Origin of the sequence: Dyadobacter jejuensis, from assembly GCF_003149085.1 — a bacterium.
Lineage (GTDB): Bacteria > Bacteroidota > Bacteroidia > Cytophagales > Spirosomataceae > Dyadobacter > Dyadobacter jejuensis.
Window position 1 is genome coordinate 275,759 of sequence record NZ_QGDT01000006.1, and the last position, 24,235, is coordinate 299,993.

The window sequence follows — 24,235 nt, forward strand, 5'->3', positions numbered from 1 at the left end:
AAAAGGGATAGACCCTTCTCATATACCAAAAGTTATTAAATGGTCAGGGGAATCCGCCCATTAGCGTCCTTCCCACATCATTAAGGCTTCGATGAGCTGCGTAAGATAGGGAGTGGGCATCTGCGGAATGAGGTACGCATGAGGCCCCATGGGATCGTCGGCCCAGGAATTATGACCACCATCGACGAGCATCCGCCCCCGTTTTATCCCAAAATAAGGGTTGGTACCTCTAGCAGCCACGAGCACGGCCGTTTGGTCCCAGCTCATTCGTCCCAGCTTGTCCGCTGGGGCCAGAGGCAAAGACAAGGCATAGACATCCTTCACAGGGCCTTTCAGCCCTTCATTTCTCACTACCTCGAGTCCTGTTTTTATCTCAGCACCAATCTCAAACCCACTAAAAAGTATGGAAGTTGGCCACTCAGCAAAAACCCGTTGCGAGGCCAGGGAATCGACAAAAACATTATATTCCCGGCCTTCTGGGAACTTCCCCGCCATAGAAACGAGCAACTTCACTTTACGTCTTACAAGATCTAGCCCCGACAGCCCCGACAAGGAGTCGGCAGGAGAGGCTAGCAGATCGGCCAGGTTGGTCAAAAAACCAATGGTAACTACCGTAACGCTCTTATCGGGCTGGGCCGCCAAGATACGCCGATAAACCGATACCGCATTGGGGACTTGGGAGGTCGATTGAAGGGTATGGGGGTATTTGTCCACCAACATTTGCGGCCATCCTTGCGTGGCACCCTTAGTAGCCCCCTCCCCTTTGGGAGCGCCAATAGGAAGCTGGGGCCTTCCATAAAAAGTATTGATAACCTCAATACAAGGGGCTACCAATTCGTGTTTGTTACTGGCCACTACTGCCAACGGACTCACCTCCCCTTTGTCGGCCAAGGCATGAAACATGGCCAAGGCCCCCACGTCGTCGTAATCGGGACCTATATCCGTATCCAATATCATGGGAACCCCCTTATTGCCATACGGCTGGGAGAACGCCTGAACACTCCACAAAAAGAAACAAGCAATAAAAGTAAATTTTTCTAGCATCGATTTCATAGCAAAAAACAAGGTGTAAGACATTAGAAGCGAAAAAAAAGGCCTCCTTTGCTATTTATAGACGCATTTTGGCATCATTTAGTTGAGAAATCTATCCTATTTTTTTACAAATTTATAGACCTTCCTACTCCCCTCGTTGGTCAGCTCCAGCAAATAAAGTCCAGCAGCATATTGGGAGCGATCGAGCGGAGCATCCCAGGTGCCTTTGCCCCCTTCGGCCTTCCAGCGATCTGTTTTCAGCACTTTCCCCGACTGGTCCATCAACCGAACCACAACGTCCGATCCGGCCGCGGCCTCATACTTGAGTCTGACCCTCTCGGCTACGGGATTGGGATATATCCAACTTGCGTTCGAGCCGTCGAAGAGCACCGATCGTACTCCAGAATAGGCGAAGCTACCATCCCTATCCACCATTTTTAATCTAAAATAATGGGTTTCAGAGAGGTCCTGAGCCGCAAAGTCCCATTTATAGTTACCACCTAAAGGGCTTCCACCCGAGTTCACACTGCCTACCATCTCAAAATCCCCCCCTTTTAAAGCCCGATCCCCTAAGGCGAGCTCCACTTCAAAATGATCAAAATCTTGTTCCTCAGCCGTGGACCATACCAATGATACGGACGGTAATTCTGCGTCTTTGTGAGCATTAAAATGGACCAACCGAACCGGCAAGGGAGTGCTGTCGCCTATTAACCCCTTACTCAGCCAAAACTCTGAGAAGTCCTTTACCTTAAACTCTGCATAGTAGCCTTGGTCGTAGGGCACCTTAGTGGCGTTGGCTATAAAACTCCAAGTGCTATTCATATTATTGGCAATATCACCATCCTCCATACTTTGGTTGACATCGCTATACTTTGACACTCCCAGCCTATAGGCCGAAGTTACGGCATCGCACCCAACGCAATTGGTAGCCGTCAGTATAGACTCCACCTCGCTGTCTAAGAAATATAACCGCAGGGTTACGGAGTCACTCAAGCTAAGAGATTGAGGTTTGATGGTGACATTCCTGTCTAAGTAATACTGCCCATTGGCATTCCGCACGGCCCCACCGTTGATATAAGCCTGCACATTGGTGATACCCAATGCCTGGCTTCCTGCCAACACAGAAGCTACCAGCTGATTATTACTCTTAAAATGCACCCATTCACTACCAGGCCCTACAGTTTGGCTACTGGCAGAGGCCATGCTGGCCCCAGCATAAATAGCCCCCAAATGATCGTATACGTGTATATCATCGAGGGCGATGCCTTCATTCTGTACGAATGGATCGGACAATAGGACAAAGCGAATGCGAAGCGTGCTGTAGCCTGTAGGCAAAGGAATGGAGGCTACGTGCCAGCGGGTATAGTCGGCCGCCGACCACGCCGGATTCCCCCCATAGGCATTGTTGTACCAATTGGTGCCTTGGCCTTGTTCTCCGAGCCTCGTCCACGCCCCTCCGTCACCGGAATACTCTACATAAGCGATATCGCATGGATCTGGGTCGCACTCTTCTAGGTCCAGAGCCAAGCTGAAGCTCAGCATAGGAACGGAAAGTCCTCCAATACTAAAGCAAGGGCTGTATAAATACGACAGTTCATCATCGTTGTGGTTGCCGTTTAGGTTGGTTTTCCAGGCTTTCTGTCCACTGGCAGCCCCTACGATCTTCCCAGAAGTTGGGGTACCATAGGCCCAGGAGCTATTGCGTCCATCAGTAAAGAAATGGCCATTTCCAGCTTCAAAATCCTGTAAGTAAGGAAAGGCCGTCACCAGAGGGGCATGATAAAAGGTCTCCGTTTTTTCGTTATTGTCGGCATAAGAGTCGGTGGCATAGTCCACACGCACGCGCAAGGTATGCGCACCAGGAGCGCTAAGGTTGGCTGTGGCAGCAAAAGTATACTCCATATTGGACCTAGGGGGGATGGACGAAATATACTCCGTAACACCCGGGCCTCCGTCGACCCACAGGGTTACCGGCACTAGAAGCGCTTCATTACTATCACTATTTCGAACTTGTATTTTTATCGATTCGTTGGCGCTATAGCTACAACTGTTGACCGCCGGTGTAAGGATATTTGCTAGCTGAATATCGTCGGTGACGGTATACAGGTTCACATCGTCGAAGGTGTACCCATCCGCACTATTCCAATCGGCGGCAATATTTTGCCCCCACTGCCCCCAGCGGACCTGAAAACTGGACGTGAGTGCCTGGCTATTTTCAATCAATAACCTACTTACCTCTATCCCTGCTGCGAGTTGGTAGCCTTCTTCGGCTTTATTTTGATTAGCAAACAGATCGAAGACTTCTATCCACTCCGCCTGGTCGTTACCTCTTATCCACACTTTATTGGCGCTATTAGACTCTTGCCCATGATTTTTATATTTAAAATTGAGCCTTAGATCCGTATTACTAATGGAATAATTGGCCAGGTTGTAGGTCCCTATCAGGTAGTTGGTCACTCCTGAGGCGGTATACTGGCTGGCGTCGAGCGTCAAAGCCTTGGTACCTGAGGCGGCGTAGCCCTCTCCAACGTAGGAACGTACTCGTCCTACCCCCAAGTCGCTTTGAAAATCGTAGCGGCTACCAGCCCCCAGCCCCACTTGCTCTTTGAGGTAGGTAAAGGTCGATAGGCTTTCGAAGTTATCTAGAAACGGCAAGGTCAATGGATCGTTGCTCAGCTGCCGGAAGGTCTTGGTGAGTATGTTATTGCTAGTTACAGGATCGCCGGTATGGGTCAATATGATCTTCACCACATAATTACCCGTTGCGCTGTAGTTGAAATTTACCGGAAAAGTATGGTCGTAATTGCCCCCAGCAGGAATGGAGTAGTTGACCGACTCGGAATAAATAATATTGTCGTTAACGGAATAGTTCAGAAAAAAAGGATTGACGGACGCGTCGTCGTCGAGGTTCTTGATCCGCACCGTAAGCTGCTGGCTGGCCCCCAGAGCCGAGGACGTAAACGCCCTCCCCGACCCGGTCGGGAGCACAATATCCTCCACCATCAGGTCATGATCGGAGGCCGAGCCTACCGATGTCCCATCGTCTGGAAGGCGACTCACAGCCAGGGCTCTTTTCCCGGCATGGCCGTTGAGCCGTGCTCGTACCGTGGCATAATAGGTAGTATCCTTCGATAGACCCGCTATGATATAGCTATTGGTGGCTACAGTGGCTTTCGAAACCATCTCATCGCCTTTCAATATCATAACCTCATAGTCGGTGGCACCGGCTACTGGTGTCCATTCTATGCCAAAATAGCCTTCCGTCTGCGCCGCGGACAGCGACACTACCGGTACACCCAGAACCGTAAAGGCCTCGCTTGCCGAAACGGCCCCCGTCAGGTTTTGAATGACCCGCACCTTCACTATGTCTGATGATAGCACGGGGATAGCCCAATCCAGCTGCCTGGTAGCGGGAGCCAAATTGGCATCCCCTATAGGAAGCCAAGACGCGCCGTTGTCGGTTGAGTACTGGACTTGATAGGTGCTGGTCGGGTTCCCGAAGGAATCCCAGGAAATCTTTATGGTCTCTCCACCAACGAGCCGCTCACCACCGATGGGGTAAGTGAGGGTAGTAGCAGTAGGTACCATATCATAGACTACAAAAAAGGGTTGACGCGGATTTTGCGCTATATTCGTCCCCGCTATAGTAAGGGTATAGCTCCCGGCTTCGGGTGCATCTATGACTACTTGCTCCACATTATTGAGGTGGTCTACTCCCTCCACGGCCAGGTTATTGACCTCCGCGGGGCTTGTAGATAAGATGAGGGGACGTCTGACTTGCCCGCTCGGAGTGGTGACGGTCAGGTCCAGGTCGTTGACCAGCGCCTGGGCCGAAAGAACAGAGGCAGCTGGGTCGTTCCAATAGAGCATCACCTTCAGGTGGGCCGAACCGGCCGGTACTTGAACGGTGATCTGCCGGGTGTTTCCTTGTGCCAAAGAATCGTTATAAAACCGTGTCCCTTCTAGCATGCGAAGGGAGGCCAGCAGGTTCATCCATCCAAAGCCATATTTGAAGTCGGGGCCGGCGTTGCCCATATCCGTAGCCCCATTGCAAAGCAAGGCCTTCATCAAGCCATTTTTGGGATTTTGTCCCGCATATAATTGTCGGTAGCGCTCATAGAGCAGGGCTAGCCCTCCCGACACACCTGGTGTAGCCATGCTAGTACCAGTAGAATTTTGATAATTATTGACTGGTACGGTAGACATCACTGAAGTGCCTTGGGCCATAATTTCGGGTTTTAGGCGGCCATCACTAACGGGGCCCCTGCTGGAGCCTGAATTCACTACCCCCTGTGCCGTGCTGTTACCGACGGTAAGTACATTTTTGGAGGCCTGATACCCCCCCAAAACGTTCCCAAACCCTGCAGGATAGGGACTGCAGGTAACGTATCCGCTATTTCCTGAAGCGAAAACATGCTGTAAGGTAGGAATATCGAAGGCCTGTTGATCCAGGATTGAGGAATAAAGGTCATATTTCCCGAAGGTAGTACAGTCGCTCACATCGGACCCATAACTGTTGTTGGTGATCACCATACCATAATCGGCAACATAGGTAGAGGCATAGGCCAAAATTTTGGAAAAATACTGAGCCACCACGGTCGCTTTAGGCGCATATCCTTTGTAGCGTTCATTCATAATCCCCGCTCCTGCAAGGGTACCCATCACATGGACCCCATGAATGCCCCCCGAAATCCCAGCATGGTTAATAATTCGCCCGGTAAGGTCGACATGTTGAAATGGGTCAGCATTATCACCTACCCCAACGACAACCCCTTTCCCTTGCAAATCTCGTCTTAAACCCACCTTAGACTGCAACACATTGGCACGGCTGTTCACCACACTCTTGTCATTGATAGGCTTATCGGCCGACGGTACTCCTTGAACGTATTTGACTACGGGCATATCGGCCAACTTCAGAAGGTCGGAATAAGGAATATCCAACTCCATCACAGACGCTTCTTCGAATGGAGTACGCACGGCGGCAAAGCCCATCTGAGCCATTTGCGCACTAAACTCTTCCTTGGAAAGGGACGCTACATAATTCACCCATACCGATACCCTCCCCGAGGAGGCCAAATTGGCGGAATATTTCTTGAATAAATCAGGATCTATCTTTTGTTCTGGCAGCAGGTCTACAAGGGCCCGTGCCTTGCCATTTTTCAGGGCTTGTAGTGGTACCCCATCCTTCAATAAAGCGGTAAAGGCGCGGTTTGGCACGTAGTCCAAGAGTACGACTCCCACTCGGGCCAATTCGGCTCTGGTATCGGAATCGGGGAGCTCGTCAAACTGAATGAGGACCATCCGACCCGCTCCCGGATCCGCCTCTACTGCCTTTCGCATGCTCTTCAGCCCTTTGGTGCTGATATTCTCTGTGGGAATGACCGACCCCGATCGCAGATAGATGGTATGGTCAGCAACTTGCTGAGCCGCTGCCGATATAATAGTACAGAACCATAACAGCAAAAAGTAGAATGATTTCATTTTTAGGGTCATTAGCGTATGTGATAGTGTAACCGCATATACATTGAAATTTGAAGTTAGTAAATTAAAAGTGTTTAATAAACAAGCTTCATTGAATATTAAGGTACAAATAATTTGTAATACTTACTGGATTAGTCCTAATTAATGAATAATTATTGAAAACGCCTATCGTTATAAGCGCTAAAATACTTATACAGAACACGCTGGCCCCAAGCTGAATCGGGGCCGAACGGTCGCCTATATAACCCTCTAAATGCTTCTATTGGAAATGGCCTAAAGTCCCCTTATTTTTGAAACTTCATTGATAGCCTCAAGGGCTCAACTCATTCGCCATACCTAATACCCCTATGAATATATACGGCTTAATCGGGTTTCCATTGACCCATTCATTTTCAAAAAAGTATTTTTCAGACAAATTTGAAAGAGAAGGAATAAAAAACAGCGTTTACGACCTCAACGAAATGGAGAGTCTGGAAGCCTTACCCGACCTGTTACGAAACACCCCGAACCTCAAGGGCTTAAACGTGACCATCCCACACAAAAAAAATGTAATTCCTTTCCTGGACGACCTGGACGAAGCCTCAGCCCAACGAATAGGGGCCGTCAATACCATTAAAATATATGCCGATGGCTCCACCAAAGGGTTCAACACCGATTACTACGGATTTAAACAGTCATTGGAAGAATGGCTCGACAAGCGTGGGGAAAATTGCAAAGGTTTCCAGGCCCTCATTTTAGGCGATGGCGGAGCTGCTAAAGCCATCAAAGTAGCCTTAGAGGATCTGCACGTCCCTTTTCGGGTCGTTTCCCGCAAAAAAACAGAAAATAGCCTACTTTATGAGGAGCTAACCGAAGCGCTGATGCAGGAGCATAGGCTTATCATTAACACCACCCCTTTGGGTACCTATCCTAATATATCGGCCAGCCCCGACCTTCCCTATCATTGGCTCAACTCCAGTCATTACCTCTACGATCTGGTATACAACCCTGCTGTGACCGAGTTTTTAAAAAAGGGACTAGAGCGAGGCGCTCAGACACTTAATGGCCTTAAAATGCTAGAATTGCAGGCGGAAAAATCATGGGATATTTGGGTCAATGAGGATACATTATGGAGTATCTAAGGGAGTATAATACGACCATAAATCATTTTCTTTCTTTTCAGAAGACACCCATCGCCCGGCTTTGGTGGGTGCTAGTACCCCGTGCCCGAGTACCTTCGGGCTCTGACAACACCTGATTTCATCCCATAGGCCTGCCTTTAAAAAGGCTTCGATGGTGATGGCTCCACCTTCTACGAAAACCGAATGTATTTTTCGGGTGTATAAGACTTCCATCAGGCTCCTCACCCAGTTTTCGTCCATCTCCACTTTTATTGGCGTGGGCGGGGCAGTAGTACCCCTATAGCGCTCGGGCCAGGAGGGCATATCGCTGTCCTGTTGCCCGTTAACCCACAAGGTAGGCTGGGTACTATCGAATAAAAAATGGCCCCTAGGCAGGCTTAAATCTCTATCCAATCCGACCCGCACCGGCTGATGACCCTGCCAATGGCGTACATTGAGCCGGGGATTATCCAAAAGAGCCGTACGGTACCCCACCAAAATGGCATCCTCTTCGCTTCGCCACCGATGTACCATCTGGTTGGATAGCTCCCCACTAATAGCTACCCGACTTCCATCGGAAGTGCCTATAAACCCATCGGCGGTTTCGGCCCATTTTAGGACTATGTAAGGGCGATGGTGATGCATGGCCGTAAAAAAACGTTTATTTAATTGTTGCCCTTCCAATTGGAGTACGCCTACTTCAACTTCCACTCCAGCGTCTCTCAAGCGGGCTATTCCAGTACCCGCCACTAGGGGATTGGGGTCGAGATTGGCCACTACTACCCTTCGAATACGACTGCGAATCAGCAGGTCGGCACAGGGGGGCGTCTTCCCAAAATGCGAACAGGGCTCTAGCGTCACATAGGCCGTGGACTCTGATAAGTAGCTATCATTCTGCCGATTAGACACATCCTCTATGGCCCGCACTTCGGCATGGGGACCTCCATAGGCCCTATGCCACCCCTCTCCAATAATCCGATCTTGATGTACGATCACACACCCGACCATGGGATTGGGGCTTACTAGCCCGCACCCTTTTTCGGCCAAGTATAAGGCCCGTTGCATCCACTCCATATCTCTATTCATAACACAAAAATAAGAAGCGGAATGTAAACACAACTTTCGGGAGTTCTTATAATTTGCTAACTTTCCGCAATCAGAATAAAACATTAAAGAAATGACTTCGGCACGTCAGCTATATCAGCATATATTTAAAGGCATTACAGTATACCCCGAAAAAGAGTCTCAAGCCATCGCATTTATGCTGATGGAGCACTTTCTCAGGCTTCGTAACATCGACGTCCTGGTGGACCGTCCGGTACCCGAAGGCACTGTTCAGCCCGACTGGGACAATATTATTGCCCGGCTCAACGACAACGAGCCCGTTCAACATATCATAGGATCTACAGAGTTTTGTGGGCTGGAATTCCAGGTATCGTCGTCGGTACTCATCCCTCGCCCCGAAACGGAAGAACTCGTGCGCATGGTAACCCGCGACTATGCAGAGCCCGATCAAAACATCGAGATTCTCGACATCGGCACCGGTAGTGGCTGCATCGCCATTGTCCTTGCGCGATTCTTGCCTCATGTACAGGTACATGCTTGGGACGTTTCGGACCAGGCGTTGGAGGTAGCCCGGGAAAACGCCCGTCAGCTGCTGGCTGATGTAGCCTTTGCCAAGCAGGATATGCTCAACGTCACCTTCCCACTGGCGGGTAACACCCAGCAATTCGACTGCCTGGTAAGCAACCCGCCGTACGTTACCTACGCCGAACAAGAGCATATGCGCCCCAACGTATTGCGCTTTGAACCCCATGAAGCCCTGTTTGTCGAAGACAACGACCCCTTATTATTCTACAAGGCTATCGCCGACTTTGGCCAACATCATATTAAGCCCAATGGACGGTGCTATGTAGAGATCAATGAGCATTTCGGAGCCCAAACCAAAGAGGTTTTCGTAGAACGAGGCTATGCTGACGTGGAGATATTGAGAGATATACACGGTAAGGACCGATTCATTAGAGCCTTTTGGAAGAAATAAATACCGACAACGTTACGTTGTCTACCAGAAAGGAGTGGTCGGAAAAAAGCGTTTCGGGTCACTCCTTTCTCCATAACCTACTCCTACGCACACGGAAATCCTAAACTATCGATATCGAAGCTCGATATGCTACTAGACCGTTTTAACAATCTATATAAACACCAATAGATGTATTTAGAAAAAATTAAAGATGTGCTGGACGAAATGGGAAAGGTAGTTGTAGGACAGGACAAACTCCTCAACCGACTCCTCATTGGCCTATTTACGGGTGGACATGTGCTGTTGGAAGGCGTCCCTGGCCTAGCCAAAACGCTGACCATTAATTCCCTTGCCAAGGTTCTTCACCTGGACTTTCGTCGCATCCAATTCACCCCCGACTTACTACCAGCCGACCTTATCGGGACGATGATCTATAAACCCAAAATAGGGGACTATGAAGTAAAAAAAGGGCCTATATTTTCCAATATCATATTGGCCGATGAGGTGAACAGATCCCCGGCCAAAGTGCAGTCGGCCCTGCTAGAAGCCATGCAAGAGAAGCAGGTAACCATAGGAGATGAAACCTACCAGCTCGATCGGCCGTTCGTGGTTCTGGCCACCCAAAACCCAGTAGAACAGGAAGGCACCTACCCACTACCAGAGGCGCAAATCGACCGGTTTATGATGAAGGTATATGTCGACTACCTCAATAAGCAAGAAGAACTAGAGGTGATGCGCCGGATGTCGGACATATCCTATGAATACCAGATAAAACCAATCCTTAACAAGGAGGATATATTTGCCATCCGCGAAAAAGTTAATAACGTCAATATTTCGGATACCTTGGAGCGCTATATTATCGAGTTGGTGTTTGCCACCAGGCGCCCACTCGAGTATAACCTCAAGGAAGAGGCCCGCTATATTCAGTTTGGCGTCTCGCCCCGAGCTACCATCTACCTAAACCGTGCAGCTAAAGCCCTCGCCTTTTTGGAAGGCCGCGACTATGTGCTTCCGGAAGATATAAAGGAACTCGCGCCCGACATTATGAACCATAGGATTTTGCTCAACTACGAAGCCGAAGCGGATGGGGTGCGCACCTTATCGATCATCGAATCGATATTGAGTAAAGTAGCCATAGGCTAAGCAGCCGCCTTAGGGGACGGGGTCGTGGCCGTGGCCTCCCCATGGATGGCAACTCGCCCAACGCCGAAGCCCCATCCAACCCCCTTTTACCAAACCATGCTTCTGAAGGGCTTGGATCATATATTGTGAACAGGTGGGTGTGTAGCGGCACGAATCGGGCAGATATGGAGAGAGCACGCCTTGGTAAATTTTGACCAACCAAATGAGTAAAAATTTCATTTTGCTTCTGGGGTAATGATAGTATCTTTGAATTTGACAATTAACCATTTATTACCATGATTTCCTATATACTTTGGGATGTAAATCCTGAAATCTTCACCATTCCCGAAATTATGGGGATTGGCCCCCTCCCTATTCGTTGGTATGGATTGCTCTTTGCAGCGGGTTTTCTCATCGGCCAACAAATCATGATACACGTATTCAAAAAGGAGAACAAACCCTTAGAGGATATTGATTCCCTTACCTTGTATATGGTCATTTCGACGGTGTTGGGCGCACGGTTCGGCCATTATCTGTTCTATCAGCCGGAGGTGTTGTTCAAAAACCCCTTGGAAGTCATCATCCCTCCCTACGCTGGCCTGGCCAGCCATGGCGCCATTATTGGGATCATTACAGGCCTTTACCTATATTCTCGTTCTCGAAAAGACAAGGGTCAGACTTTCTTTTGGGTAGCCGACCGGATCGTCATCGTAGTGGCCCTCGCAGGCGCCTTTATCCGATTTGGCAATTTGATGAACTCCGAAATCGTAGGCCGTCCTACCGACTTGCCCTGGGGCTTTATATTCATGAAAAACCTAGAGTTTGCACAGATCCCCCGACATGCTGCGCAGCTTTACGAATCATTGAGCTGTTTTGTATTGTTCTGGATTCTGCTAGCCCTGTGGAACAAGTATAAGGCGGCAACGCCCAGAGGATTGCTGGTTGGAATATTCTTTATATGGATATTCACCCTGCGCTTCTTTTATGAGTTTTTAAAGGAAAACCAAGAGGCCTTCGAAGCCAATTACCTCTTAAATATGGGACAAATCTTGAGTATCCCGGCGGTACTGTTAGGGGTGTACTTTGTGGCAAGGGCCCGACGTCAGCCTAAGATAACGGCGAGTTAATCAGCCAGTAAGGGTATTTACTCAGCAGTGTCAACGATACCAGATAAAACCTGTAAATTAGGGAAAGTATCTAATCCTTAAAACTTACATCAGATGAAAACGCAATTCATGTTGACGCTTGCCCTAGGTTCCACGCTGGTCCTTTCCAGTTGTGGAGGCGACAAGGCAGAAGAAAAAGAGGAGCCTAAAAATGCCATAGAAGCCCTGCAGCACTTTGCCGACCAGGCCGAGGAAAATGCCAAAAAAGAGCCTGTCGACCCTGTAGACTTCCGATCCTTAAAAGAACTCCTACCAGAGAGTATGGGATCCCTCGCCCGCTCCGATGCCTCTGGCGAAAAAACTGGAGCCATGGGCTTTACCATCTCTAAGGCAGAGGCCAAATATCAAGATTCTGATAATAATGCCCGGATATCTGTCGAAATTATTGATACAGGAGGTATAGCAGGAGTAGGTGCCATGGCTATGGCCGCTTGGACCATGGCGAGCATCGACAAGGAAACAGACGATGGCTATGAGCGTACGAGCAAAATAGACGGACATAAGTCTTATGAAAAATACAACAGAACCAGTCAAAGAGGGGAAATCAATGTGATGGTTTCCCAACGTTTTATCGTCAATATAAATGGAAGTAACGTTACAGAAGACCAACTGAAAGACGCCCTCTCCAAAATAGATATCGATCAACTAGAAGGCCTGGAATAAAGAATTCAGAAATTCAAAAGGCCCCCATTTGTATTCATAACGAATGGGGGCTTTTATGCCACCCTCCTCCTATGGCTTATACTGGCACCATAGCCACCAAAAATGACCCACATTGAGCGGGCCATTCGGAGGTAATTAATCTATAAGAGGGAATACGAGGCGGGAGAATTACATCCGCCTTTACGGTCAAACTTGTTGCCCTGTCGAAGCAGGATAAGGGAAAGTAAAAGTTTAATGGGTTATCTAATCGTTTATTTAGGTTTAAGAATAATCAGCTTATAGCAAAATCGACTTGTTCTCTTAGTAATTGCTTGGCTTTAACGAGCTGGTTTTTTACGGTGTTCTTCGATATCCTAAGGAATTCGGCGATCTCTTGGTACGACTTACCTTCTTCTAGGTTCAGTTTTAATATCAGCTTACGCTTCGTCGATAGGGACTCCACGGCCGTTTGCACCAGTACCAAGCGACGTTCTTTTTCTTCCATCTCATCATCGGCCATCGCTTCTATATTCTCCAAATACTGTATCCGCATTTGCTGGTTCTTCTCCATCTTTTTGAAATGATCGAAGGCCATATTCCGCAAACAGGTAAAAAAATACGAATTGAAATTCTGTTCCGGTTTGATTTGGGTACGTCGCAACCAAATTTTCAAAAACAACTCCTGAATTAAATTTTCCGCTTCTTCTTCATCTTTCAAAAGGGAAACAGAAAATCTCAAAGCAGGAATCCTGTAGTAATTGTACAGTTGAGCGAAGGCTTCTTCATCGCCCAGCGTAACTTTTCTCAAGGTATTTTCATCAGGATGACTCACGACAATAGGGTTTTAAACAATTATTTCACCAAAAAGTACATTTCTTAAACGAATTAATCAGACTCTATTATTACCCCTGATTAGGGTCCAAATAATAAAATCAACTTCGTATTATCCCATTTAATATATTCCTCAAACTACCATTTTTTCAAAATATTAAAGACATCATTTCGGCCTTATCTAAATTAATGTAGTTACTACTAAAACAAATGGAATAAATAATTTTGTGCGGCATTGTTTATTTATGATCATAAATATACTAGGCTACCTCCCCCTATCAATCGCATTATGCGTAAAATTATCCTCAAAATGCGCAAACAGCATCGAATTAACATTCTGTTTATACTGAAGGCATTCTTTCATAACATTGAAGGGGCCTTGGGACCCGGTAGTAGCCTATACGGATACCGATCCACTCCATCTAATAGTGGGGGAACTCCTGCCTGCTTTTTCTCAAAAGAATACCGTCAGGATAGCCTTACTAACTCCCCCATGAGTATATCATAGCAAACAGCCCTACCTAGGCAAGAAGTGGTAACAACGAACTCTTAAATTTCCAACCTTAAGTACTATCGTACCATGCAGACACCAGAAATAAACGATATTCTTGAAAAAATACTAAATACACGAGTGGCCGTATATGGTGACTTTTGTTTAGACGCCTATTGGTTGATGGACAACCGTGCCTCGGAAATATCCATAGAGACTGGGCTGTATACTGAAACGGTGGGTAAGCATTATTATAGTCCCGGAGGAGCAGGAAATGTAGTCGCCAACTTAGCCGCACTTCAGCCTGCCTCTATTCAGGCGATTGGTACGGTCGGCGACGATCTGTTTGGCAGGGAACTTACTGCTCAATTACAGGCCCTAGGAACGGACACCAGTACACTCTTCATACAAAAGGAGGAATTTGACACCTATACCTATTTAAAAAGGCATGTCAACCAACAAGAACAACCGCGTATCGACTTCGGGGCATATAACCAAAGGAGCGAAGCCACGGATAAGCGCTTACTAGAGGCCATAGAAAAGGCCCTACAAAATTGTGATGTCCTGATATTTAACCAACAAGTAACAGGGAGCATCAACCACCCTGACTTTATTGATGGTGTCAACGCACTGTTCAGCCAGTACTCCGATACCATTGTGCTGCTGGACTCTCGGCATTTTAACGACAAGATTCATAATACCTATAGAAAGACCAACGACCGGGAACTGGCCATCCTGACGGGCCAACCGAGCAATACAGAAGAAAGCTTGCCTTTAACGGCGGTGAGCAACATGGGAAGCCAGGTTTATAAACAAACAGAAAAGCCCCTATTCGTCACCTGTGGCGAACGGGGCATCTTATCATTCGACGCACTGGGACAACATTATATACCCGGACTTCAACTAAAAGGAAAGCTCGATACAGTGGGAGCCGGCGACACCACCATTAGTGCCATAGCCCTTTGCCTGGCAGCAGGGCTATCGGCCAAAGATGCCGCCGAGTTCGCTAATTTAGCGGCAGGTGTGACCGTACAAAAAAGATATACGACCGGCACAGCCAGTGCCGCCGAAATATTGGACCTTGCCACCGAGCCGCACTACAGCTACAACCCCGACTTAGCCCTTAATGAAAGAATGGCCAAGTACTGGCCCGGTACCGAATTCGAAATCTGTGAACCAAAGGCCATAGAGCGCCTTGGCCACATTAAATATGCGGTATTCGATCATGACGGCACCATCTCTACCCTGCGCCATGGGTGGGAGCAGATCATGGAGCCTATGATGATCAAAGCCATATTGGGCGCGCAATATGACGACATCGACACCACTACCTTTAATAAGGTAAAGGAGGCATCCCTCGAATTTATACAGAAGACAACCGGCATACAGACCATTTATCAGATGGAAGGTTTGATACAGTTAATACGTGATTTTGGCTTTGTAGCTCCTGAAAATATTCTCGACAAGTTCCAGTACAAGGAGATATATAATGATGGCCTTATGGAAATGGTAGAAAAACGCATGGCCAAACTAGCCGCTGGAGAGCTGCAGCCCGAAGACTATACCATGAAGGGTGCTGTGACTTTCCTGCAAGCATTAAAGGACCGTGGGGTTGTACTCTATCTGGCCAGTGGCACCGACGTCGACGACGTGCGGCATGAGGCCCAAACATTGGGGTATGCCCCCCTCTTTGACGGTGGCATACATGGTGCTCTTAAGGAGTATACGAAGTTTTCAAAGAAAATGATCATAGAAAAAATCATCCGAGAGAACAATCTCCATGGGCACGAATTGATGGTGGTAGGCGACGGCCCCGATGAGATTAGAGAAGGACGACGGGCGGGAGGAATCGCTATTGGCATTGCCAGCAACGAACCCCAGCGCTATGGACATAATCCCGAAAAAAGGCCTAGGTTGGTTAAGGCGGGAGCCCATATGCTCATCCCCGACTTCTCTCAACATCAGGCGCTACTTTCCTTACTATTCCAAAAAGACCAAAACTTAACCAACGTATGAACTTAAGAAGCCTCGCCATATTGATCTCTGGTTACCTTGCAGTGCTTATGGCAGGCTGTAGAAGTGAGCAATCGATCTCCAGCTATCAGGATAGCCCTTTTGAACAGGAATACCATCAGCCCTTTTCACTCGCTGAGCACCAAGGTGCCAACGACGTGCGCCGCATTGCCGTCGACAGCCTGGAGCAGGTATGGGTGGCTACCGCAGATGGCATTTATAAAAAAGGGGCCCATACCGACCATTGGACACCTGTGGACACCACGGGCCCAGCCTATTGTCTGAGCTTCGAGGCCCAGCAGCGAACATTTGTGGGCAACTGGAGTGGACTCTGGCAAATACACGATCAGGCACTCGCACCGGTGCCAGGCGTAACAGGGCCTATCACTCAGCTATGCCAGCAGGGAGGCCGTACCTATGCCATGGGCCCGGCCGGCCTCTGGAAGTCGGAAGCCAATGGGTTTGTAAAAATCCAGGCAGACTTTCCTCGCTCCGTGCGGGACCTAGTCCCCGACAAGGGCCAAGGATTATGGATAGCCTCAGATGTAGGCCTTTACCATTGGTCCGACAACGAATTGAAACATTATTATACGACCCAAGAGCTGGTGAGTGGCTATGCCAAAGCAGTGGCCTATAATGATCAGGGCCAGCTGTGGGTGGGTGGGCTAGGTGGGGTCACCATACGAATGGCCGACCGCCAGATCAGCACCCTTACCCCCAAAAATGGACTACCATCTCGGTCGGTATCTCAAGTCCGAATGGCCCCCGACAGCACCATGTGGGTAGGCACCGACCAGGGGGTGGTGCGTTACCGAACCGATGGAAGCCATTCCCTGCTGTTCTCTAGGCGTTGGTTGCTCGACGACCAAGTACGCGATATCGCCTTCGACCGACAGGGCAACGCCTGGATAGCTACCGCCCAAGGGGTAAGCCGTATTGGAAGCCAGCCGATGACCTTGGCACAGAAACAAGATTATTTTTATGAGGTGCTCATGAAACGACACATTCGTGCTCCATGGACCGCCGGAATTGCTCATTTGACAGTGGCCGGAGATACCAGCACCTGGCAACCTGAAGATGACGATAATGACGGAGAGTTTACAGGGAATTATCTGGCGATGGAAAGTTTCCGTTATGCCGTCACCAAAGACCCATTAGCCAAAGAAAGGGCTCAAAAAGCCTTTCGGTTTATGAAATTATTGGGCGACATCACCGAAACGGATGGCTTCTTCGCCAGGGCCATTATCCCAATCGACTGGACCGAGATGCACGATAAAAACCGAACCTATACCCCCCAGGAAATCGCCGAAGAACAAGCGAAGGAGCCCCGCTTTAAGCCTGTAACCGAACGCTGGAGACCCTCGTCGGACGGGAAGTGGCTTTGGAAGGGAGATACGAGCAGCGACGAAATGTGCGGACATATGTTTGGCTATTATCATTACTACACCCTGGTAGCCGACAAAGCGGAGAAAAAAGTAGTTTCGGCTCAGATCACTAAAATTGTGGATCACTTGATTCGCAACCATTACAACCTGGTAGATGTGGACGGCAAACCTACCCGGTGGTCGGTATGGTCGCCGGAGTCCCTCAACCGGGACCCAGAATGGCTCCCCGACCGAAATCAAAATTCGATGGAGCTACTCAGTTTCCTCAAACTCGCTTATCATACCTCTGGCGATCAGAAATATGAAAAGGAGTACCGTAGGCTGATAGAAGAAGAGGGTTATTTGCAAAACATGAGCAAAATTGGGGAGCAAAACCCTGCTTGGTTTATTTACTTCGACGTGATATTGCAGGCCTACCAATACCCTATCTTGCTACATTGTGAACAGGATCCCGAGCTCCGTGCCTTTTATGAGGCGCATCTGGAAAAATGGTACGAAAAACGCCGAGCCGATCACAACCCTTTGATCAATTTCATTTATAATTTCGCCCTAAATAAGAAAGAGGGACTTCAGCCGTCGATCAGTTTTTTAAAAGACACCCCATTGGATCTGGTCGATTGGCCTATCGATCATAGCCAACGAGAAGATATCACCCTATCCCGCTATCCCTCTTTGGAGGAGCAGCAAGTTGGCAGCCTCCCCCCCGCCAGCATTAGGAGTACCGTTCGCTGGGATGTAAACCCTTGGTCGCTGAAAGGGGGCGATCCACATCGGGAGCGGGAACCGGTATTTTGGTTACTTCCTTACTGGATGGGCCGCTACCTACACATGATTCAAGAACCCAATCAATAAAACCACTCATTATAGACCATCTCTATGGAAAAATTAAAGATATATCTCATCTGCATGCTCATGGTAGCAAGTCTCGACCTCAGCGCCCAAAACGAAATGACCTATGCCGAAAAACTGGGCTGGCCCAAAGGAAGCAAGGTCGTTATATTCCATGTCGACGACGCCGGCATGTCTTATAGCTCCAACAGAGGCACCATACGTTCGATTGAGGAGGGTGTGGCCACCTCGGCCAGTATTATGATGCCTTGCTCGTGGGCGGCAAGTTTCGGCAAATATGTCTTGCAAAACCCTACTGTAGATGCCGGCCTACACCTCACACTCACCTCGGAATGGAAAGACTACCGCTGGCCTCCCCTCAACGGCATCAGCCACTCCCCTGGCTTGGTCGATCATGAAGGCTGTATGTGGCATAGCGTGGAGGAAGTGGTGAAGCATGCGAGTCCCGACATAGTAGAGACCGAAATTCGTGCCCAAATAGAACGTGCTTTAAAGATGGGCTTAAAACCCACGCATCTCGACTCCCATATGGGGACCCTCTTCGCTCATGGGCCGTTCCTAGAACGGTATATGAAAGTGGGGATCGAATACGGAATACCCGTTATGTTTCCTGGCGGAAACAATACCTTGATCACCCAATGCCTACTAGCGCCTACCATTAAAGCCCTAAAGAAAAAGGGTAAGTATAAGGAAGGCATGAAGCTTCCGGCTCCAGCCATTTTGAAGAAAGCACCCGCCATAGGCAAAATGTTATGGGAAGCGGGCTTACCCGTACTCGACGACGTTCATAACATCAGTGGAGACTGGAAGCCCGAAACGACCCCTGTCAGCCCCGAAGCCTGGGGCCAGTATAAGGCACAACAATGGATAAAAACCTTGGACATCATGCAACCCGGCGTGGCCATGTTGATCGTTCATAGCAGTGATATCACCGACGAATTTCAGCACATCAGTGCCTCAGGCGGCTCCCGCTATGCCGATATGCTGTCGATGCTCGACCCCGACCTTAAGGCCTATATCCAGAAAAATAATATTGTGCTCACCACCTGGCGCGAGCTGATGGAACGACGCCAAAAAGTAAAGTAAAATCAGATATGACACCAATAAAAACTCTATCCCTATTTATACTAGCGGCCTTCACCGTGCTGGCTCGACCGGCCTCGGCCCAAGTCGTCGTTTCGGAGACGCTCATCTTCTCCCCTCAGCAGGAGCATGCCCATGCCAGTAGCCTGGTGGCCCTGCCCAACGGCGACCTACTGGTGGCTTGGTTTCAGGGAAGTGGCGAGCGAAAGTCCGACGATGTACGTATCCTTGGCGCCCGATTAAAAAAGGGATCCAAAACATGGAGCAGCCCCTTTTTAATGGCCGACACCCCCCATATCCCCGACTGTAACCCCGTACTCTTCTTAAACGGGTCTGGCAAATTGTTTCTGGTGTGGATTGCCGTCCAAGCCAACCTTTGGGAGCAGTCGATCCTTAGATATAAAACCGCCACCGACTATGACCAAGAAGGGGCGCCCCATTGGAGCTGGCAGGACAATATCCTGCTAAAGCCCGACTCCGGCTTCGCTACAGAACTAGAAAAGCGATTGAAGGAGCTCCCCGAACATGGGATAGGATGGGCAGCCTATGCCCCCAAATACGATGAGATGATCCTGGAAGCCGGTAAAGATCCGGCTAAAAGAAGCACAGGATGGATGACCCGCATCAAGCCCATCCAACTCGCTTCGGGCAGGATCATCCTCCCCTTATACTCCGATGGTTTTAACCTATCCTTAATGGCCATCTCTGACGACGACGGGGACACCTGGACGCCCAGCCTCCCGGTGGTAGGCCGGGGCCCTATTCAACCGGCTATTGCCAAAAGTAAAAATGGCGACCTCGTAGCCTATATGCGCGACAGTGGAGACTATCCGCCTAAAGTTCACAGAAGTGTATCCACCGACGACGGACTTACCTGGTCCGCCACCCAGAAAACCAATATTCCAAATACGGCCAGCGTGGAGCTGCTGACCCTTCAAGATGGCAAATGGGCCTTTTTAGGGAACGATATCTACGACGGCCGCTACCGACTCAGCCTCTACCTGTCCGACGACGAAGGGGCATCCTGGAAAGGACGGTTGCTAATAGAAGAACACCCAGCCGATGAAGGGGGTTATTCGTATCCCGCCCTCATTCAAACGGCCGATGGTATGCTCCATATGACCTATTCCTTTCATCCCGAAAGTCATAAAAAATCGATTAAATATGTGACGGTCGACCCGACGAAAATCAAACTCACAAAAAAAACTTACTAATTTCTTAACCCATAATACCCAATGAAACATATTTTTATAGCGCTCCTCCTTACCAGCTGCTTTGCTGCCGGAATGCTCTCTTGCAGTAAAAACAATGTAAAGCAGCCCGTGTACCAAGACACACCCTATTTACAGGAAATCAGTGTCAAGTTCTATGCCGATACTACCACCCAAAAACTACTGGGAACGGCTTACGACAGAAATGGAAAAATTCAGGTCCTCTCCACCTCTGGTTTGCTGCATACCTACGACGGTCAATTTCTGTACCCCGGATCATTGAATCCCGACAAAACGTATCGTTTTACCAGTGATAAAAACCTGAAGGCCATCACCAGCCTCGATGCGCAGCTGGTATACCTTACCGACTCGGTGGTATACAGCAATGCCTGGGCAGGTAGGGTGTTTATTAAGCATCAATTGCCCAAGGCCCATATCTTTGCAGGTGGCAAGGACTTCCGTTTTTTGGTATCGGATGGGCAAGGTCTTGAGCTCGTAGCCGACCAAAAATCACTCTGGAGCCAAACGGTCCCTGCCGGCACGGTACAGCAAATTAGCTACCAATCCGAAACGAATACCTTTTGGGTGTTGACCGACGAGGCCTTATTCTCGCTTTCTGCCGACTTGCAGTTCAACAAAGTAATAGAAGGAAAGGGATATACCGCTATGGCCCTTACCGACGGTGGCAAGCAAATGGCCATTGGCACTACCAACGGATACTTGGTCTGTGATATCGCCAGCAAAAAACAAGTAGGAGAACTCAACCAAAAACTCCCAGTACCTGCTATTACTGCTATGGCATCTATCAACGGAAAACTCTGGTTCGGAAGTGCCGAAGGAGCCTTCTCGCTGCGTGAAGATGGGAAGTTTGACTACTATAACGGCGAACGCTGGCTACCAGGCAGTAACGTGCTGCAAATCACCGAAGGCCCTGCCCAATCGATACTCGTGCTTACTACCGGTGGGGTGGGTCAGATTATCTTTAAAGAAATGACCCTTGCCGACAAAGCCGCCTTTTACGACCAACAGGTGAGGCAACGCCATATTCGTGTGGGATTCAACTCGACCTTAGCACATATGGAAAAAGGAGACCTTTCTACAGGCTACCTTTCCGATTCGGATAATGACGGGTTATGGACTTCTATGTACCTAGGAGGAGAGATATTCCGCTATGCCGTTACCAAGGACAGTGCCGCCTTGCAGAATTGCCGCGAGTCGCTCGATGCCATGGAGCGCCTTTACGACATCAACCCCGTGGCTGGTTTTCCTTCTCGTTCTTTCGAAAGAAGTGGGCATATCGACATACTCCACGATCCAGAGCGCTGGCAACATGCCTCCGACAAGGAATGGGACTGGAAGTCGACCACTAGTAGCGATGAGGTCATAGGACATGTATTTGCTTTTGGCGCCATGGCCGAGCTCTTCGACGACGCCGAGCTAAAAGGCCGCGCCATCACCTTGATCGACACCCTGATGTCGCATATCGTTCAAAACGACCTGTATTTGATCGATTTCGATGGCAAACCCACCATGTGGGGAAAATGGAATCCTGAGTATGTAAACGGTTTCCCCACCAACGTTGGCGACCGTAAGCTCAACTCATCGAATATCGTGGCCATGCTTCAAACGGCGTACCATTTTACCAAAAAAGAGAAATATAAGGTAAAGGCATTTGAACTGATGGACAAGCATGGTTACTTCGAAAATATGATGCGCCCTATGTCGGATATCGGCAAGGCTCCCGACGATGCCGACGAGCATGCCAAAAATATGTCGGACGGATGGAACCATTCCGACGATGAAATGTACTTTATAGGCTATTGGGGCCTTTACCGCTATGCATTCAATGATACCCTGAAGGCCCATTATAAGGCGCAAATTCTGGATCATTGGGAAGCAGAACGCCCCGAAAAAGATGGTGCATGGAATATTTTTACGGCCATCACAGGCACCGACTCCTTCGATCTTGATGAAGCGGCTTGGTACCTTCGCGAATACCCATTGGATATGATAGAATGGGGAGTAAAAAACAGCCATAGAAAGGACATCGAACTTTTGGAGCCTAATTTCAGGAAACAGTCGACTAAGGAGGTCTTGCCTCCCGACGAAAGGCCCGTACGCCGCCATAATGCCAATACCTTCGACATGGACCGGATCAATGGCAACGGGAACAGCGAAAACAGCGCAGGAGATATATGGCTACTGCCCTACTGGATGGGCCGATACCTAGGCGTTATTAGCGCACCAGTGGCCAGTAGCAAATAAATAGGTTTTAGTAGTAATCCCTTGTCTCGATGAATACCCGTAAATTAGCACTTTTAGTCCCTTTAGCCTTACTCAACATGATAAATGCTTGTGCACCTCAGCGGCAGGAAGCCACCGAAAAGCAATTGACGTTCGATACGAGCTATCACCACGATCTCGACAATAACGACAACTTTTCGCCGGATGGACAGTGGCTGGTATACGACACCCGTACCGACTCGGGGGGGATAGCCGAATCGGGACGAATAGAACGGGTAAACACCGAGACAGGGGAAATAAAAATCACCTATTCCCTAGAAAACAATACCAAATGGGGACCCGGTGTAGGGGCTGTTAGCTATAGTCCCAAAGCCGCTTCGGTAGTGTTTATTCATGGATTAATGGATAATGATGCCCACAACCCCTACCAACAATGGAGGCGGACTGGGGTTATTGTAGAAGATGCCCAGCCCGGCAACCCGATATGGATGGACGCCAGGGACGTGACCTACCCTTATACGCCCGGAGCGCTTAGAGGCGGAACCCACCGCCACGAGTGGAGCGGAGACGGCCAGTGGATAGGCTATACCTATAACGACGCCATACTGCAAGAGATAGAGGCCCAAACTGGCGAAAAACGCAATCTACGCACCATTGGGGTTTCCAAAAACATAGGCCCCGTAACAGTAGACGCCCATCCAGGCAATGTGTCGGGTAGTTGGTATAGTGCATTGGTAGTTCGGGTGGTGCCCGAACCCACCCCCGGCAGCGACGAGATAAGCCACGCCGCCTACGACAGTTGGATAGGGCTACATGGCTACCAAAAACCGGATGGAAGCCAACAAATGGCCCGGGCTTTCTTGGGAACTGTTAGGGATAAAAAAGGCCAGGAAGTTCAGGAGGTCTTTGTGGTAGATATCCCCGACGATATCACCGTACCCGGCCCTTTGGGACCGATAGAAGGGACAAAGGACGATTTCCCTATGCCCCCTCAAGGTGCCGTCCAACGGCGCCTCACCCACACGGCCGAGTCGGAGCATCCCGGTTGTAGTGGGATCGTACGTTCCGCCCCCGACGGCTCTCAGCTCTGCTATCTGGCGAAGGACGAAAACGGAATTACCCAGATCTTTTTGCTCTCCCCCGTCGATGGGAAGAGCAGCCAGCTTACCCATCACGACTCGGACGTAGAGGGACATCTCCGCTGGAATCCTAATGGAAAAGAAATCTGCTATTTCTGGAACGGCTCCTTGGCTGTTTGCATCATTGGCGATGCTCCTTTCAACGAACGATACCAGCTACTCACAGAGCCAGACAGTCCTGCTGCTTCTAACCCTGTATGGTCGCCAGATGGTACCAAAATCGCCTATAATAGACTCATTCCCGCCCCAAACGGGGCAGCCACCCAGCAGATATTTATCCAGCAACGGTAAAGAAAAGCTACTTCATTAAAAAGCCAGGACTTAATCGGTCTTGGCTTTTTAATTTTCTACGATTACCAACGAAAGTCGTCGATACTTAATCGATTCTAATCTCGAATCGCTGCAAAGCCTACTTAATCCAGCCCAG

Annotated in this window: 17 protein-coding genes; 12 read left to right on the forward strand and 5 right to left on the reverse strand. The window is 49.1% G+C overall.

Annotation, left to right across the window (positions count from 1 at the left end):
- Nucleotides 1-60: 60 nt before the first annotated feature.
- The gene (locus CLV98_RS13760) at nucleotides 61-1,053 is read right to left on the reverse strand and encodes a nucleoside hydrolase (RefSeq protein ID WP_229203370.1); all 993 of its coding nucleotides are present in this window, start codon (nucleotides 1,051-1,053) and stop codon (nucleotides 61-63) included.
- Nucleotides 1,054-1,149: 96 nt separating this feature from the next.
- Nucleotides 1,150-6,513 carry a S8 family serine peptidase gene (locus CLV98_RS13765; protein WP_158281260.1) on the reverse strand — a complete coding sequence of 1,788 codons (5,364 nt, stop codon included), beginning with the start codon at nucleotides 6,511-6,513 and terminating at the stop codon, nucleotides 1,150-1,152.
- A 347-nt stretch (nucleotides 6,514-6,860) separates the two neighbouring features.
- Between CLV98_RS13765 and CLV98_RS13770 the strand changes: the two genes are divergently transcribed.
- Entirely contained in the window at nucleotides 6,861-7,634 is a 774-nt protein-coding gene (locus CLV98_RS13770; protein ID WP_109674901.1) for a shikimate dehydrogenase family protein, read from the forward strand.
- Here CLV98_RS13770 and ribD read toward each other — a convergent pair.
- On the reverse strand, nucleotides 7,620-8,699 hold the full coding sequence (gene ribD / locus CLV98_RS13775) for a bifunctional diaminohydroxyphosphoribosylaminopyrimidine deaminase/5-amino-6-(5-phosphoribosylamino)uracil reductase RibD (protein ID WP_109674902.1): 1,080 nt from the start codon (nucleotides 8,697-8,699) through the stop codon (nucleotides 7,620-7,622). The two genes, CLV98_RS13770 and ribD, sit on opposite strands and share 15 nt — an antisense overlap.
- A gap of 91 nt (nucleotides 8,700-8,790) precedes the next feature.
- Here ribD and prmC point away from each other — a divergent pair, with 91 nt between their 5' ends.
- Nucleotides 8,791-9,654, forward strand: a complete 864-nt coding sequence (gene prmC, locus CLV98_RS13780; RefSeq protein ID WP_109674903.1) for a peptide chain release factor N(5)-glutamine methyltransferase — start codon at nucleotides 8,791-8,793, stop codon at nucleotides 9,652-9,654.
- Nucleotides 9,655-9,822: 168 nt separating this feature from the next.
- On the forward strand, nucleotides 9,823-10,776 hold the full coding sequence (locus CLV98_RS13785) for an AAA family ATPase (protein WP_109674904.1): 954 nt from the start codon (nucleotides 9,823-9,825) through the stop codon (nucleotides 10,774-10,776).
- A 9-nt stretch (nucleotides 10,777-10,785) separates the two neighbouring features.
- On the opposite strand, the gene yidD is transcribed toward CLV98_RS13785, so the two are convergent.
- Nucleotides 10,786-10,995, reverse strand: a complete 210-nt coding sequence (yidD, locus tag CLV98_RS13790) for a membrane protein insertion efficiency factor YidD (protein WP_211320038.1) — start codon at nucleotides 10,993-10,995, stop codon at nucleotides 10,786-10,788.
- A 56-nt stretch (nucleotides 10,996-11,051) separates the two neighbouring features.
- On the opposite strand from yidD, the gene lgt reads away from it, so the two are divergent.
- Nucleotides 11,052-11,882 carry a prolipoprotein diacylglyceryl transferase gene (gene lgt, locus CLV98_RS13795; RefSeq protein ID WP_109674906.1) on the forward strand — a complete coding sequence of 277 codons (831 nt, stop codon included), beginning with the start codon at nucleotides 11,052-11,054 and terminating at the stop codon, nucleotides 11,880-11,882.
- Between the two features lie 93 nt (nucleotides 11,883-11,975).
- Entirely contained in the window at nucleotides 11,976-12,584 is a 609-nt protein-coding gene (locus CLV98_RS13800; RefSeq protein ID WP_109674907.1) for a hypothetical protein, read from the forward strand.
- Between the two features lie 271 nt (nucleotides 12,585-12,855).
- Here the strand turns inward: CLV98_RS13800 and CLV98_RS13805 are convergent, their stop codons facing one another.
- Nucleotides 12,856-13,395, reverse strand: a complete 540-nt coding sequence (locus CLV98_RS13805) for an RNA polymerase sigma factor (protein WP_109674908.1) — start codon at nucleotides 13,393-13,395, stop codon at nucleotides 12,856-12,858.
- Nucleotides 13,396-13,683: 288 nt separating this feature from the next.
- Between CLV98_RS13805 and CLV98_RS23340 the strand changes: the two genes are divergently transcribed.
- The 7 genes from CLV98_RS23340 to CLV98_RS13835 all read left to right on the forward strand — a co-directional run bounded on the left by CLV98_RS23340 (nucleotide 13,684) and on the right by CLV98_RS13835 (nucleotide 24,099).
- The gene (locus CLV98_RS23340) at nucleotides 13,684-13,902 is read left to right on the forward strand and encodes a hypothetical protein (RefSeq protein ID WP_158281261.1); all 219 of its coding nucleotides are present in this window, start codon (nucleotides 13,684-13,686) and stop codon (nucleotides 13,900-13,902) included.
- Between the two features lie 72 nt (nucleotides 13,903-13,974).
- Nucleotides 13,975-15,900 (forward strand): PfkB family carbohydrate kinase, encoded by a 1,926-nt coding sequence (locus CLV98_RS13810; RefSeq protein ID WP_109674909.1) that lies wholly within the window; start codon nucleotides 13,975-13,977, stop codon nucleotides 15,898-15,900.
- The gene (locus CLV98_RS13815; RefSeq protein WP_109674910.1) at nucleotides 15,897-18,134 is read left to right on the forward strand and encodes a ligand-binding sensor domain-containing protein; all 2,238 of its coding nucleotides are present in this window, start codon (nucleotides 15,897-15,899) and stop codon (nucleotides 18,132-18,134) included. Before CLV98_RS13810 ends, CLV98_RS13815 begins: the two co-directional genes overlap by 4 nt.
- A 24-nt stretch (nucleotides 18,135-18,158) precedes the next feature.
- Complete coding sequence (locus CLV98_RS13820) at nucleotides 18,159-19,217, forward strand: polysaccharide deacetylase family protein (RefSeq protein WP_109674911.1); 1,059 nt, start codon at nucleotides 18,159-18,161, stop codon at nucleotides 19,215-19,217.
- Between the two features lie 8 nt (nucleotides 19,218-19,225).
- Nucleotides 19,226-20,428 (forward strand): sialidase family protein, encoded by a 1,203-nt coding sequence (locus CLV98_RS13825; RefSeq protein ID WP_109674912.1) that lies wholly within the window; start codon nucleotides 19,226-19,228, stop codon nucleotides 20,426-20,428.
- 21 nt (nucleotides 20,429-20,449) lie between these two features.
- On the forward strand, nucleotides 20,450-22,690 hold the full coding sequence (locus CLV98_RS13830) for a hypothetical protein (protein ID WP_109674913.1): 2,241 nt from the start codon (nucleotides 20,450-20,452) through the stop codon (nucleotides 22,688-22,690).
- Between the two features lie 29 nt (nucleotides 22,691-22,719).
- The gene (locus tag CLV98_RS13835) at nucleotides 22,720-24,099 is read left to right on the forward strand and encodes a DUF3748 domain-containing protein (protein ID WP_229203371.1); all 1,380 of its coding nucleotides are present in this window, start codon (nucleotides 22,720-22,722) and stop codon (nucleotides 24,097-24,099) included.
- The last annotated feature ends 136 nt before the right edge of the window (nucleotides 24,100-24,235 follow it).